Origin of the sequence: Tenacibaculum sp. 1_MG-2023, assembly GCF_030547425.1 — a bacterium.
Taxonomy (GTDB): Bacteria; Bacteroidota; Bacteroidia; order Flavobacteriales; family Flavobacteriaceae; genus Polaribacter.
Window position 1 is genome coordinate 35,589 of the sequence record NZ_JAUORH010000005.1, and the last position, 14,783, is coordinate 50,371.

14 protein-coding genes are annotated in these 14,783 nt (G+C 30.9%); 4 read left to right on the forward strand and 10 right to left on the reverse strand.

The window, feature by feature from the left end; genetic code table 11:
* The first annotated feature begins 24 nt into the window (after positions 1-24).
* Positions 25-282 (forward strand): acyl-CoA-binding protein, encoded by a 258-nt coding sequence (locus Q4517_RS05075; protein ID WP_303506960.1) that lies wholly within the window; start codon positions 25-27, stop codon positions 280-282.
* Positions 283-287: 5 nt separating this feature from the next.
* Positions 288-920: a YceI family protein gene (locus Q4517_RS05080; RefSeq protein ID WP_303506963.1), complete on the forward strand. Its 633-nt coding sequence runs from the start codon at positions 288-290 to the stop codon at positions 918-920.
* A gap of 55 nt (positions 921-975) precedes the next feature.
* Here Q4517_RS05080 and Q4517_RS05085 read toward each other — a convergent pair whose 3' ends face one another.
* Positions 976-2,514, reverse strand: a complete 1,539-nt coding sequence (locus tag Q4517_RS05085) for a peptide MFS transporter (RefSeq protein ID WP_303506966.1) — start codon at positions 2,512-2,514, stop codon at positions 976-978.
* A 198-nt stretch (positions 2,515-2,712) separates the two neighbouring features.
* Here Q4517_RS05085 and Q4517_RS15440 point away from each other — a divergent pair, with 198 nt between their 5' ends.
* Both Q4517_RS15440 and Q4517_RS15445 read left to right on the forward strand, forming a co-directional pair.
* The gene (locus Q4517_RS15440) at positions 2,713-3,051 is read left to right on the forward strand and encodes a TetR/AcrR family transcriptional regulator (protein WP_368506460.1); all 339 of its coding nucleotides are present in this window, start codon (positions 2,713-2,715) and stop codon (positions 3,049-3,051) included.
* 64 nt (positions 3,052-3,115) lie between these two features.
* On the forward strand, positions 3,116-3,322 hold the full coding sequence (locus tag Q4517_RS15445; RefSeq protein WP_368506461.1) for a hypothetical protein: 207 nt from the start codon (positions 3,116-3,118) through the stop codon (positions 3,320-3,322).
* A 228-nt stretch (positions 3,323-3,550) separates the two neighbouring features.
* On the opposite strand, the gene Q4517_RS05100 is transcribed toward Q4517_RS15445, so the two are convergent.
* The 9 genes from Q4517_RS05100 to Q4517_RS05140 form a co-directional block, all read right to left on the reverse strand.
* Entirely contained in the window at positions 3,551-4,654 is a 1,104-nt protein-coding gene (locus tag Q4517_RS05100; RefSeq protein ID WP_303506968.1) for a hypothetical protein, read from the reverse strand.
* The gene (locus Q4517_RS05105; RefSeq protein ID WP_303506970.1) at positions 4,655-5,740 is read right to left on the reverse strand and encodes an amidohydrolase family protein; all 1,086 of its coding nucleotides are present in this window, start codon (positions 5,738-5,740) and stop codon (positions 4,655-4,657) included.
* Between the two features lie 20 nt (positions 5,741-5,760).
* The gene (locus Q4517_RS05110; protein ID WP_303506972.1) at positions 5,761-6,288 is read right to left on the reverse strand and encodes a 3-hydroxyanthranilate 3,4-dioxygenase; all 528 of its coding nucleotides are present in this window, start codon (positions 6,286-6,288) and stop codon (positions 5,761-5,763) included.
* Between the two features lie 96 nt (positions 6,289-6,384).
* Entirely contained in the window at positions 6,385-7,161 is a 777-nt protein-coding gene (locus Q4517_RS05115; RefSeq protein ID WP_303506976.1) for an SDR family oxidoreductase, read from the reverse strand.
* Between the two features lie 2 nt (positions 7,162-7,163).
* Positions 7,164-7,382, reverse strand: a complete 219-nt coding sequence (locus Q4517_RS05120) for a DUF6500 family protein (protein WP_303506978.1) — start codon at positions 7,380-7,382, stop codon at positions 7,164-7,166.
* Positions 7,375-8,817, reverse strand: coding sequence for an aldehyde dehydrogenase (locus tag Q4517_RS05125; RefSeq protein ID WP_303506980.1), 1,443 nt, complete (start codon positions 8,815-8,817; stop codon positions 7,375-7,377). The genes Q4517_RS05120 and Q4517_RS05125 overlap by 8 nt, the downstream gene beginning before the upstream one ends.
* Before the next feature lie 66 nt (positions 8,818-8,883).
* Positions 8,884-9,297 (reverse strand): RidA family protein, encoded by a 414-nt coding sequence (locus tag Q4517_RS05130; RefSeq protein WP_303506982.1) that lies wholly within the window; start codon positions 9,295-9,297, stop codon positions 8,884-8,886.
* A 62-nt stretch (positions 9,298-9,359) separates the two neighbouring features.
* Positions 9,360-9,881, reverse strand: a complete 522-nt coding sequence (locus Q4517_RS05135; protein WP_303506984.1) for a DUF1697 domain-containing protein — start codon at positions 9,879-9,881, stop codon at positions 9,360-9,362.
* Entirely contained in the window at positions 9,881-14,713 is a 4,833-nt protein-coding gene (locus tag Q4517_RS05140; RefSeq protein ID WP_303506987.1) for a DNA repair ATPase, read from the reverse strand. Before Q4517_RS05140 ends, Q4517_RS05135 begins: the two co-directional genes overlap by 1 nt.
* Positions 14,714-14,783 lie beyond the last annotated feature (70 nt).

Here is a 14,783-nt window from a genome sequence, read left to right on the forward strand (position 1 = left end):
TATCTACATATACAAACCTCATTTATGAAAGATGATTTAGATTTGAAGTTTAAAGAAGCTTATCAAAAAGCATCTGAATTAGAGGAAAAGCTTCCTCCAGACCTTATGTTACGTTTATATGCTTACTATAAACAAGCGGTAAAAGGAGATCGGTTTACTTTTAATGATAATAGCGACTTAAGAAATGCTTTTAAATTTAATGCTTGGATGCAACTTAGAGGCATGAACGAACGAGAAGCAAAAAAAGAATATATTAAATTAGTAAATTCAATCATAAAATAAACCTCATGAAAAAAATCGTTTATTCTTTAGTTATCTGTTTTACAGCTTTTCAAATGATATCTTGTAAATCAGAAGCAAAAAAAGAGACAAAAACCACAAAGGAAGAAGTTAAAACAGAAAAAAAAGCTGCGTTTGTATTACAAGATGCTAACAATTCTATAAACTGGGTAGCTTACAAAACTACTGAGAAAATACCTGTTAATGGTCAGTTTAAAAAAGTAAACATTACTGCTGGTGGTGAAGCTGATACAGCCAAAGACGCTATCAACAATGCTGAATTTTCTATTCCTGTAAGTAGTATTTTCACGAAAGATACAAGCAGAGATTTTAAAATTAAAAAGTTTTTCTTTGGAGTAATGGATAAGACTGAATTACTTTCTGGTAAGTTAGTTTTAGAAAATGATTCTATTGGTTACGCTAACATTACTATGAATGGCGTTACTAAAAAATTACCTTTTAATTATACTTTAAACGGAAAAGAATTTAGCTTAAATACAACTATGAAAATTACCGATTGGCAAGCTAACAAAGCATTAGAGTCTTTAAATACTGCATGTAAAGACTTGCATAAAGGTGCTGATGGTGTTTCTAAAACTTGGGATGAAGTAGCTTTAAACATTACATCTGTTTTTAAATAAAACCGATTAAAAACATATTTGAAAGCCTCAGAGTAATTCTGAGGCTTTTTTATTTTTAGTATACTTCAAACATCCATTTTTTTACTGGCTTATAAAAAACTATAACTAATAAACCTATTATTACTGAGATTACTCCTAGGTTAGCATATACAGAAACATATGAGTATAATTGATGAAAAACTTCTGATTGCTCCATTATAGTTTTTGAAGACAGACCTGTAAGTAGTTCTGTTACCTCACCAAAAAAACCTTTTGAAAACACTCCTAAGCTCCCACTAACAACAGTAGTTAAGTTAGCTATTTTACCTGCAAAAAAATGACCATAAAAGTTTGCTGAAAACCATACACCCATTATAAAAGCAATATACTTTACTGGGGATAACTCTGTCATTTTAGATAATCCAATAGGAGATAAAAACAGCTCTCCTGTTGTTAGTATAAAGTACCCTAAAATCAAATACACCATTGGAGTTTTTGCTAATTCATCAACTTGATAACCTGATAAACCAAAAGTTATAAAACCTACACCTAAAAACAATAGACCTAATCCAAATTTTATAACAGAGTTTGGATTCTTATGTATTTTATGTAAATAGCCCCAAAGTATTGAAAATGGTATTGCCATAAGAATTATAAAAGTTGAATTAATACTATTTGTTTGAGCAGCATTCATCCCTACTAAATTAACATTCCTATCAGCAAACAAGGTTAATGAGCTACCCGCTTGTTCAAAGATTGCTGCAAACAATGTATATAAAACAGTAAAAAAAATGGCTACTGAAAGTTTTTTACGTTCTTTTAAAGTTACCGTTCGTAAAATCTTCACTAAAAATAGTATTAAAAATAACGAAACAATCCAAACCAAGTAATGTTCAAACTCATGATAATAAACTATCAAAGCAAATACTGGTACAGACAAAAGCGCTGCTATTGTTACTAAATTTCCCTTTTTAACTCCAAATTGTTTTTCTTCATATAACTTTTGATTTGGCATCAAACCTTTATCTTCAAAAACATTTCTTCTAAGTCCTCCTTTAAAAACCAGTAATCCTAATAACATTCCTATTCCTGCCAAAACAAATCCATAATGCCAACCATATAACTCCGCTAACCATGCACATAATAATGGAGCTACAGCACCACCAATATTTATCCCCATATAAAAAATAGTAAAACCTGCATCTCTCCTACTATCTCCTTCTGTATATAATTTCCCTACAAATGAAGATATATTAGGCTTAAAAAATCCATTACCAACAATAATTAGAGACAGTGATCCATAAAAAAACATAGGATGTTCAAAAGTTAAAAAGAAGTGTCCTAGCGCCATTAATACACCTCCTAAAATAATAGCTTTTCTAAACCCTAAAATTTTATCAGCTAGCATTCCTCCAATCATTGGAGTGACATACACTAAAGACATATATGCAGCATACACTCCAAAAGACATTTCATCAGAAAACAATAAATGTTTTGTCATATATAATACCAATAAGGCTCGCATTCCGTAAAAAGAAAAACGCTCCCATAGTTCAGCAAAAAATAAATATAAAAGTCCCCTTGGATGCCCCAAAACATCAGTTTTTGAATTCATATCTTCAATAAATTTTAAGTTTATGCTAATATATTTTTACACATATAAAATCAGAAGGTATGTAGTTAATTGTAGTAAAAAATAAGCTTTTGTAATTTTTTGTAACCTTATTTAATAGTAAAAATTAATATCTTATTAATACATTCAAACCCTATATTAATAGTTTTACTATTACATTTTCGCTATTAATTTTTATTTATGAGGAATTTATTGTCAAATTTAAAAATACCTTCAGGAATTTATATAAAAGATCCTGAGACTTCTGAATTAGGTAAGAGAATAATAGAAAGTAGTATCGTATTAATTGAAGGAACTGGTTTTGAACATTTCAACTTTAAAAAACTAGGTAAACTAATAGGTTCTAACGAAAGTTCAATTTATCGTTACTTTAAAAGTAAACATAAACTTTTAGTTTACTTAACTTCTTGGTATTGTGGTTGGATTCAGTATTCATTAGTAATAGAAACTTATAGCATTAGCAGCCCTAAAGAAAAGTTAATTAATACTCAGCCTAATTGTAATCAACGAAAACTCTAAATCGTACTCTACAAAAGAAGTAGATACCGAAAATAAAAAAGGATTCTTTAAACTATACAAAGAAGTGGTAAAACGTTTTGCTGAAATAATTAGTAATTACAATAGTTCTTACAAGCATCCTTTAGCTCTAGCAAGTACTATAATTGAAGGGGTTTTACATCAACAATTTGTAAAATTACACTTTAAATCACTTACTAATTGTGATAAAAACACGAGTACTGCATCCTTCTTTATAGAATTAACATTAAACGTACTTTTAAATGAAAAATAAACTAATCCCTTGGCAACGATTTCTTGGATTAATAAATCCAAAAAAAAAGACACTTTACAAATAACATATTAAGCTATTTTTGAAGGTATTGTTGCTTTATCTTTACCTTTAGGTTACAAGCTATTATAAATTTATTACAAGCAGCACAAGTTTCTGCTTCTTGGATTGTTTTAGTTATACTAGTTACTTGAGGAGTTGTTTTTAGTGAAATTTTAAAATTAATGCAGTTTATAATTGCTGTTTATACTCTTCTAACAATGCCTCATCAATAACGATATGTTCAGGAAGAATTCGCAAACGATATTTACTTTCACCTATAAATGTAATGAGATCTTTACGTTCTAATTTTTCTTCTTCTAGCCTCAAAATTGAATTTATATTATCTATAATTCTTGTAACGTATGTTTGACTTTTGATATCTCCTCCTGAATTTACTATGATTGATTGTTTTTCTGCCTCTAAAAATTTTCTTCTATAAGCAAATGTTAGTAGGTTTTTATATTGCGTTGTTTTTGATCCAAAATCTATTTTAGCATTTACAATTCCTTTAGAAGGAATGGTTAACTTTATTAATGACCAATCTAAAAACTGAATTTTCATTTCATTGGGCTTTGGTGTATGTGCTAATTGTATTACCCAACTTGTAGCTAACACTAAAAAAACCGATACTAACGATGTTTTTGCTACAACTCTAATTAATTGATTTGTAAATTCATTATCAAAACCAATTAAAACATCAGATAGTTGAGAAATGAACAGCAATAGTATTGCTATAATTGATATAAAAGCAACTAATTTTAAATCTCTATACATAAAAGTTCTATAGAAAGAAACTCCCATTAAAAAACATAAAAAAGTCGTTAATAGTACATCTGGAAGCGCTGCTACTTTTACTCCGTAATAAAAACTGTTTCCATATAAAGAAGAAAACAACAAAGTTATAGAAGCCACAACAACAATTATAAGCCCTATAATTTTTACATTCTTTTCATTTCTGTAAATAAACTTTGGAGCATCATGTACATAATATAATGCCATCAGCCAAAATAAATTATTTACTGTTGACAAGATGTTTACTCCAATTTGATAGATAGTTGTTTTTTCAAAAGTGAAATAATTAGCTGAAAGTGCCCAAATACCAGAGGTAACCCACACCAACATTCCAAAACTGAAATATAACAGACCTTTATCAACTCTTTTTATTGAGTTTCCATCTTCTAAAACTTCTTTAAATCGTTTCCTAATGTTATAGTAGATTGCCAACAATAACACAGCTCCAATAAAAGAAATACACGTATGCAGTAAGTTATGAAACTGTGTTACTTCAGCCATTTATCGTAAGATTTTAGAAACTAAATCTTTTTTCGCTTTTTTATCATCTCCAAACAACCATTGTAGTACATTATCCTCCCACATCTCATCCTTCTCTTGCTCGTTAATAATGTTTCTATCAATAGCTAAATCTAAGATTTTCCCTGGGTATGATGATTGAATTTCGCTTTCCATTTCTCCTAATGGATAAGGATCATCTAATCCAATTAACACTTGTTTTGAGCCTTGGTTTTTAATCAACAAATCTAAAGACCCTGTATCGTGTACCAACGTATCAAAGAAGATATTTTTACTTCCTACCGCTTTTCTTGGATGACTTTTTCCTTCAAATAAATCTGGTCTTCCATCAAACCCTTGAATACGACGTCCTAAATTCATTTGAGCTAGTTGTCCTCCATGCGCAAAACAAACACGCATGTTTGGGTACTTCTCATAATACCCATTCAATGTTAAAAAGTGATATGCATCTGCACACTGTGCTAACATCCAAATTAAATGGAAACGCCACGAAGTATTTTGTAATTTGATAAATTTTTCACCATCATACGGATGAATTTCAACCGCTAAATTATATTTATCTGCCAACTCAAAAATCGGTTCATTTTCCTCATCAAAAATACAACGCCAAGTACCAATTGTATCCATATAATGCGTTGGTAAGCACAACAAACGCATACCTAACACCTCAACACAACGTTCAATTTCCCATAAAGCTCCACGAACAAAACCTGGATGTACCACAAAACCACAAGTAAACTTACCTGGATTATCATGTTGAACACGTGCATTAAAATCATTCTGAAAACGTAACGCTTGCTTCATTTCTTCTAAACGTAATCCGTTTCCGTATAACTGAGATAGATTCAAAACAACTGCATGGTCAATTTTAAAATGGTCCATCCATTCAAGTTTTTCATCTAAAAAGAAACTAGAATCTGTTACTGGTCGACTCCAATCTTTTTGCAACATGAACTTTCTATCCTTATCTACCCAAAAAATTCCTTTGTCTTTCATAAACTGAGGAATCTGCTCAGGGTAAGGCAGTAAATGTGAATGTCCGTTTATTCGTAGTTTGCGTTTTGTCATTTTCTTTTCTATTAAGGTATCTATGCTTTATTAGGAGCTTCCATTACTGTTCCACATTTATCACAAGTACATTTTTTTGTATCAGAATAATACTTATCGAAAATTATTGGCATATCGGTTTCAATATTATCTAACGCAAATTCTTCTCTATACAATTGATACCCACAATTTTCACAATACCACTCTAAAGCATCCATCATTCCTTCATCACGTGGATATTCAATAACCAAACCTACCGTATTCGCTTTACGTTGTGGTGAGTGAGGCACCTTTCCTGGTAACAAATAAATATCTCCTTCATTAATTTCAACATCGATCATTTCCCCTTTGTCGTCAATGATTTTCAATACCATATCTCCTTCTAATTGATAGAAGAATTCCGGTGTTTCATTGTAGTGATAATCTTTACGATTGTTAGGCCCTCCTACAACCATTACAATATACTCACCATTGTCCCATACTTGCTTATTTCCTACAGGTGGTTTTAGTAAATGACGGTTTTCATCTATCCATTTTTTGAAATTCAAAGGTTGTACTAACTTGCTCATTTTATTTAGATTTTTAAACTTTTAGACATCAAATTCGAGATTGTTTTAAAGGTACTTAAATAGTCTTGTTTCTAAAAGTCTTTATACTGGATTCTTTTATAAAGACTTTGTTCTACCTCCATCAACAGGAACATTTATCCCGTTGATAAAACTCGCTTTCTCACTCGCTAAAAACACTACCGCATTAGCTATTTCTTCAGGTTTCGCAAAACGTTTTGCTGGAGAAGCATTTTTCATGGTCTCTGCAACTTCTTCAATTGTCTTTCCGGTTTTTGCTGCTTTGTTATTAATAATTTCAGTCAACCTTTCAGTACCAGTGGCTCCTGGTAACACATTGTTTACAGTAATTCCGAATTGTCCTAATTCATTTGCCAAAGTTTTACTCCAATTAGCTACAGCACCACGAATGGTATTAGAAACTCCTAAGCCATCCAATGGTTGTTTTACCGAAGTGGAGATTATATTAATAATTCTACCATAACCTTCTGATTTCATAAATGGGACTACCGCCTGTACCAACACATGATTACATTTTAAGTGCATTGTAAAGGCTCTTTCAAATTCTTCTATTTTAGCATTAAATACTGGACCTCCAGCTGGACCTCCCGTATTATTTACTAGAATATGGAACTGTAAATCAGCCGCTGCTAACTTCTCTTTTAATTCTTCTGGTTTTGAAAAATCGGCTACCAAATATCCATGCTTTTGATTGTTGTTTGGTAACTCAGCTAAAACTGCTTTTAATTTTTCCTCATTTCTAGCTACCAAGGTTACATTTACTCCTTCTTGAGCTAACTGTATAGCTGATGCTTTTCCTATTCCTTGTGTACTACCACATACCAAGGCATTTTTATGTTGTATCTCTAAATTCATCTCTATTTGTTATTCTGAATCATTTGTTTAATCTTAACTGCTTTCTCAAAATGATCTAATTGATGCGTTTGAATCCACCAAGTAGCCACTTCCATTAATACTTTCGGATTCTCATTTTTATTTTTGAAAAATGCATAAAACGAAAGCCCTACATTTTCTCCTTTTTTAGCAATCTTCTCTTCACAGATAGCAATTATTTTTTGTCGTATTTCCTTATTCATATTTTATACATACATTTTTCGGTTCTGTAAAAAAACGTAACGCTTCAAAACCTCCTTCGCGCCCTACTCCACTTGCCTTCTGACCTCCAAAAGGTGTTCTTAAATCACGCAACAACCAAGTATTTACCCAAACAATTCCTGTGTGCAATTCTTTAGACATTCGCATAGTTCTGGTCAGGTTGTTTGTCCAAAGTGTTGATGACAAACCATACACTACACCATTAGCCAACTTTAAAGCTTCACCTTCTGCTTTAAAAGACATAATCGTAACTACAGGCCCAAAAATTTCTTCCTGATTTAATCTACACTGATTACTAGAAACCTCAATAATCGTCGGTTGTAAATAGTATCCGTTTTCACAATTATTGACAGTGACTCTGTCACCTCCATATAGAATTTTCCCTCCTTCTTGTTCCGCAATATCTATATACGACTTTACCTTTTCTAAGTGTGGTTTCGATACCAATGCTCCAATATTTGTATCGGCTTCAAACGGGTTTCCTATTTTTAATTCTGATACTTTTTGAACGAAATCTTTTTTGAATTGTTCATAGATACTTTCTTCTACAAAAATTCTACTTCCACACAAACAAATCTGTCCTTGATTCGCAAATGAAGAACGAACTGTAGTTTCTAACATCTTATCATAATCGCAATCGGCAAAAATGATGTTTGGGTTTTTACCTCCTAACTCTAACGACAACTTCTTAAACATGGGTGCTGCTACTCGAGCTATATGTGCTCCTGTAGTAGTACCTCCTGTAAATGAAATCGCTTTAATATCTGGATGCTCAATAATGGCTTGCCCTGTGGTAATTCCTAATCCGTGAACAATATTCAATACCCCTTTAGGCAAACCTGCTTCGTTACAAATCTCTCCTAGCAAATAGGCAGTCATTGGTGTAACTTCACTAGGTTTTGCTACCACGCAATTTCCTGCTGCTATGGCCGGAGCAATCTTCCATGTGAATAAATAGAGTGGTAAATTCCACGGAGAAATACACGCTACTACACCAATAGGTTGGCGCAAGGTAAAATTCATTGCCCCTAACCCAATGCTCTCATGAGCTTCCGAAGAAAATTGCGTAATCGCATCTGCAAAATATTGAAAATTTGACGATGCTCTCGGAATATCTATTGCTGTCGCCAAACTTAATGGTTTTCCATTGTCCTTAGCTTCTGCTTCTGCTAATTCAGGAAGTTTTTCTTGAATCAAACTCGCTATTTTAGAAAGAATCCTTCTACGTTCATTCAACGTCGTATTTGACCAATACGGAAAAGCTTCCTTAGCAGCTTTATACGCCAATGCTACATCTTCTTTAGTAGAGTTTGGTATTTGCCCGTAGACCTCTCCAATTGATGGATTATAATTATCGATATAATTATTTGCCACTGGTACTATAAATTCTCCGTTTATGTAGTTTTTAATGTTCATTTCATTCACAGATTAAAGAAAAAAGAGAAAAGAAAAGAGACTTCTTTTGTCTTGGTTCTTGGTTCTTTATTCTTTTTTCTTATAAGCCACCACTTTAATTTCAATCAATAAATGTGGATGTGGCAATTGATGTACCGCTACTGTTGTTCTGGTAGGTCCGTTATAATCGAAATATTCTGCATATACATGATTATACCCTCCAAAATCATTCATGTTTACTAAGAATGACGTTACATCAACAATATCTGACAAATCTGCGCCTACTTCTTGTAAAATATCTCGGATGTTTTCAATAACCGCTCGGGTTTGCTTTTTAATATCTAAGTTGGTAGTTCCAAATTCATCTACCTCAACACCTTCAAAAGAATTATCAGGTCTACGTGAACTGGTTCCAGATACATAAATGAAATCTCCTACTTGTTTTACATGCGGAAATTTTCCTCTTGGTATTGCCTTTCCTTTGATTACTTTGCTATCCATGTTTTTTATTTTTTGCTTCCAAACACATTTCCATGAGATTTCTCCTTTGGTCAAAATGACGTTTATGAAGTTGCTAATTCTAATAGTTTTAGCGTTGTTTTTAAATTTCGTGTGGTCGCTGTTATCTTCAACTTCTTTTCGATTACACTATTTGTCAGTTTAGTTTTTCCAAAACTAGACGGACAATACAAATACACTACGTCATCAACTATTTTATATTCGTCTTCGTTAATTCCTGTAACTTCAATAACTGATTCTTTAGTTACTTTATCTAAAAAAGTAAAAGCTACTATTTTTTCATTCTCTTGTGAAAACGGATAGTTTTCTAGTGTACTTTCCCATTCCTCTGGTGTTCTAGCCAATACAGGTATATCATATCCAAATTTAGCAGCAATCGCTTCTTTAATTTTCTGACAAACGATCTCTTTTGTGTCTTTTGAATCTAAAATAATATTACCACTTTGAATATAGGTTTGCACATTTTGAAACCCTAATTCATTTAACATATCTCGCAAATCCACCATCGGAAGTTTATTCTTTCCTGATACGTTAATTCCACGTAATATGACGATATATCTTTTCATTAAAGCCCTTTTCTTAAAACCTCTTTGATTCCTTCTAAATTATCTGAAAATAACATCATTTGACTTAGTATTTGTGCCATTTCATTTTTATCTCCAAATCCCTTTAACTTATTATTTTTCGCAAAAATATCTTTTATATCATTCCAACGAGCTTCTTCTTCTTTTGTTAAGTCTCCTATTAATTCTTTATACTTCAATAAATTTGCTTCAGCAGAAGATGTTAATGTTTGAGACTCACTTTCATAATGAGATAATACCATTTTTTTTAACTCCTTATCATTCATTATCGGTACTACTTTAGCCACTAGCTTATTCATATCTCGGTATGAACCTTGTAACTTAAAAGAGGGTTCTGTTCTATATTCATCTTCCTTTGCAGCAGACTCAATATATGTTTTATTTACTTTTAAGATGGTATCCCTTATAGTTATTACTTTTTCTAATACCGATATATAATCTTGAATTTCTTGTTTTGTATGATTTCCTTTTAGTGTATTTTCTTCTGTATTATTCTCAACTCTATCAATTAATGCATAAACATCTTCAAAATATTTACTACTTAACTGGTGTAGTATTGGATTTGATGTTAATGAGTTTTCTATTAAACTAAGTTTAAATAAATGATCTGTATCTCCTATAATATCTCCTAAGTTATATATATCAGCTCGGTTTGCCAACATATCAGGTATTTGAAACTTATCTCCACTTTCAGTATATGGATTTCCAGCCATAATTACACAAAACTTCTTTCCTCTTAAATCATATGTTTTTGGCTTTCCGTTATATACTCCTTCTATTTTTCTTGTTCCATCAGAAAGAGAAATGAACTTTTGTAAAAACTCAGGATTACAATGCTGAATATCATCTAAATATAACATTACGTTATCTCCCATTTCAAAAGCTAGATTTAACTTTTTGAGTTCTTCTCTAGAGGCTGAATTTGTTGCTGCTTCCGGATCGACTGAGGTTACCTCATGACCTATTGCTGGTCCATTAATTTTCATGAAGATTAACCCCAACCTATTAGCTACGTACTCCATTAATGTAGTTTTTCCATAACCAGGTGGTGATATTAAAAGTAACATTCCCATTCTATCGGTACGCTTATTATCTCCAACTGTTCCTAGTTGCTTAGATAAATTATCACCTATCAGAGGAAAATAAACCTCATCTATTAATTTATTCCTAACAAAAGATGATAATACTCTCGGCTTAAATTCATTTAATTTTAAAGTCTCTTTTAAGTTTTCTACCAATAAATGCTTAGCTTCTTTATAGGCTGAAAAATTAGGAACATCTTCTTTTGAAAAAACTTCTAACTTTTTAATAAAGTTATGGTAGTTAAAATATAGTTCTCCTTCAATAATAGTAGGATGGTCACCTTTTAGTCCTTTAATTGTTTGTTTAGGGTTCGCATGTAAAGCTGTATTAGGTTCATGATTAAATAGTAATAATGAAATTATTTCATGTATATAATTTTCATCCCCATTTATAGATGATATAAAAGAGCTAACCCATTGTTTAGTTAATTGAATTTTTGCTTTATAATTTACAGTTTTTTCAAGATTGCTATTAAACACATTTAATGCATCTTGCTTTGTTAATTGCTTTACAAAATCTTCTTTTATTCCTAGTGCAATAGCACTAATTACAAATGAATTTGTATTATTTAATTGACTAAATAAATAGTTAGCTATTACTTTTCCTAATTTTTTAGAAAACAATGAAGTTTTTTCTGAAAAAATAATTATTTCTTGGTATAATTTATCTATTAAAAAATCATATTCTTTACTTTCAGGAAAGAATCGTAAAACTTCTCCTGAAGCTTTAATAGAAAAATTGTAATAATCTTGACTTTCTTTAGGTAAAGAATTCCAAAAATATTGAGCAAACCCTCTAATATTTGATGTATATGTTAACAAACCTAATTCGTGGTGCTTATGAACGAGGGTATGTAATATTTTAAATGCGTCAATATCGTGTACTCCTTTTACATATCCTTCTGCAAACAAGCTTCCACTTTCATTTTGAACCAGCGTTAATAAATCTTGTTCATTAAGTTTTAATAGTTCTTCTGTTGAACAAGAAGTAAACAGTTTATATGCTAAATAAGAAGACCTATAAACTGAGTTGTTCTCAGAAATTAATTCTTGATTCCAATACTTCTCAGATTTCAATAAGGTTTCGTCTTGAATTTCTTGATAGAAATTTGTTCCTATTAAGTGATAATGTAATGTTTGGTCTTTATAAACTATTGATAAATCAAGTGGTTGTTTATTAACCCCAAACTTGTGTTTTCCTAAACGGATTACATTTTCTCCATCTTCGTATAGCTCTTGTTTATCTTTTAATTTTCTTAACGCATCTTCCTTAGCTACTTTAAGCTGGGTTTCAATAGCTTCCGCTTTACCTACTGATTCTAGTTCTTTTAATTGATTAACAATATCTCTAACTTTATTAATCATTAAATCAGCAGCAAAATACCCATTTATATCTTCTACCGATAGGAAACTTTGTGCCTTTTTTGCTATACTTTTTAAAATTCTTTCAGAGGCAGAGCTTAATGCTTCTATTTTTTTGTTTCTTTTTTCTAATATTGTACTTTTTCGAGCATCAAAAGCATTATGTACTTCTTCTCTCTTCTCAAGAATTAAAGAAATAAATTCTTCAAAATCGGCAAATCTACCTTCTAATTCTTCTAATTGAATTGCTATTTTTGTTAGAAATTCATCACATTTTTCTGGCGAAGTAGCCATATCAATGTAATTTATAATACTTTGATCTATCAATTTTAATTGAGCAGCAAAATCCGCTTTAGCCTCTTTATTCCCTAAAGACTTAATAACATTTTTTATTCCTGATTTTAATTGATTTAATGTTGCAAAAATTAAAGAAATATTATCAATAATTTTGGTTGACTGTGAAGTATCTTCAATCTCTAAGTTTGTTACAATCTCAATTAGAAGTTCTAAGTCTGCTGTTATTTTATCTACTTCTTTTTCAAGCTTCTTAGCATCTATTACTTTTTTAATAGATGTTAATTGTTCTTGTTTTTCTTGAACACGATTATGATATGGCTTTAAAGCTTGATCATTCAATAAAAACTCTACACATCTTTTTGATATAATAGTGCTTTGTTCTTCAATAGAACTTTCAATTTTTTCTAATACATCAATTGCTATATAACGAACATCTTTTAAGCTAATAACCTGCCCTCTTAATACTCGTAACTCATTTAGTAATTCAACAAAATCTTCTATCGTTTTAAACGATGTACTTTTAATCTTACTTAAAAGGACATTCGATTTTTCTTGAATAACCTTACCTTCTTTTGCTGCTTGTTGCTTTAACTGAGTTACTTTTTCAAATTCATCAATTGCAGCATTGGCAGCATCTTTAATTTCTGCAACAGGTATACTTAATTGTTCTGTTTCAGGTTCGTTTATCCAATAATAACTACTATTAATATCATTTGATTTCTTAGCTATATCATTGTACAAGCCAGCATAACTATCTTCTTTATTTAAAAGAGTTATTAATTCATGGCATTCTGCCATTGCTTTAACAATATCCTTATTACCAATCTTATACAACAAAGTGTCTTCATCTGATGAAGGAATGTTGTCTGTTTTTAGATAAGGGGTTTGCCAAATTTGAACAACATGATGTTTTGTTTGTTCATTTTCTGTTTTAAAATAACACAACTCTCCATCCTCCAAAATTGTAAAGCCATTACAAACAATAGGTGTTTTTACCCCTTGCTCGATAATATTATAAGACATTAGTATGTAAAGTCCTCTTATTGTTGCATAAAATACATATAAAAAATCTTCTCCGTTAGGAGAAACTATTTTCTCTTGAAACTTTACATCTTTAGTATTGTTTTGAAAAAGTTTATACTGACCTGTTTGTAAATAATATCCGTCAGGAAAAATAAGACCTTGATCATCTGGCAATAACACTGCACAGTCTTTAATACTATCAACTTTTTGAACTTCTTGTAATTTGTGGTTATAAATAAAATAACGTGCTTCTTCTTGAAATGGTTTTATTTCAAGCAAAATAAGGTTTCCTAAATCAGCATAACGAAACTGACCGTCATCCAATGTTTGATCAATATGTTCTACTGGTTCTTCAAGAATTCCCTTTCCTTCATCAGTGTTATCTTCTATCTTGATAGTTAGGTCACCTCCAATTGTTTCTACAAAAACTTTATCTAAAATAGAAATATGAGAATACGTACCATAACGGTGCATATCTCTAGTTACTTCCCGCCAATTAAATTCATGTTGCTTTGGAAACTTGTATTCATGTTCACTTCTATTATCAACATATACTAATTCATTTTCTTTTATCAACCATTTAAAAGTCTTTACATCTGTTTTATTTTCACTTAATTGAAAAACCATATGAAGGTAATTATCGATAATTGCAAATTTTGCAAAAATGGTATTTCGATAATACTTATATAAGTTAGTAAAGTCTGTTATAAAGGTTTCGTTATGAAGAAAATCTAGTGGTTTAGGTTGAAATCGATTTTCATTAAACTCATATGCACTAAAAACATCTGATAATTCGATAACTGTTCTTAGTCCAAAATGAACATTGTACCCAAAGATTGAGGTATTTCCTAAAGAAACTATATCTCTAGCAATACAGTTGTTTTCTGTGTTAATTCTATCATTTGCTATAAGCTTCGTTTCAACTGTACCAAATACAAGTTTTCTTTCTTCGTTTAATCTTTGTAACCTATCTAGTAGCTCTTTTTTTTGTTTTTGAAGTCGATTCTGGATAATCTCATAGGTTCCGCCATCAAGTTGTTGATTTTTCATGCAAAAAATTACGAGTTTAAAATTAATATTAAAACACTTAAAGTAAATTCCGAGCATTGAAAAATCAATA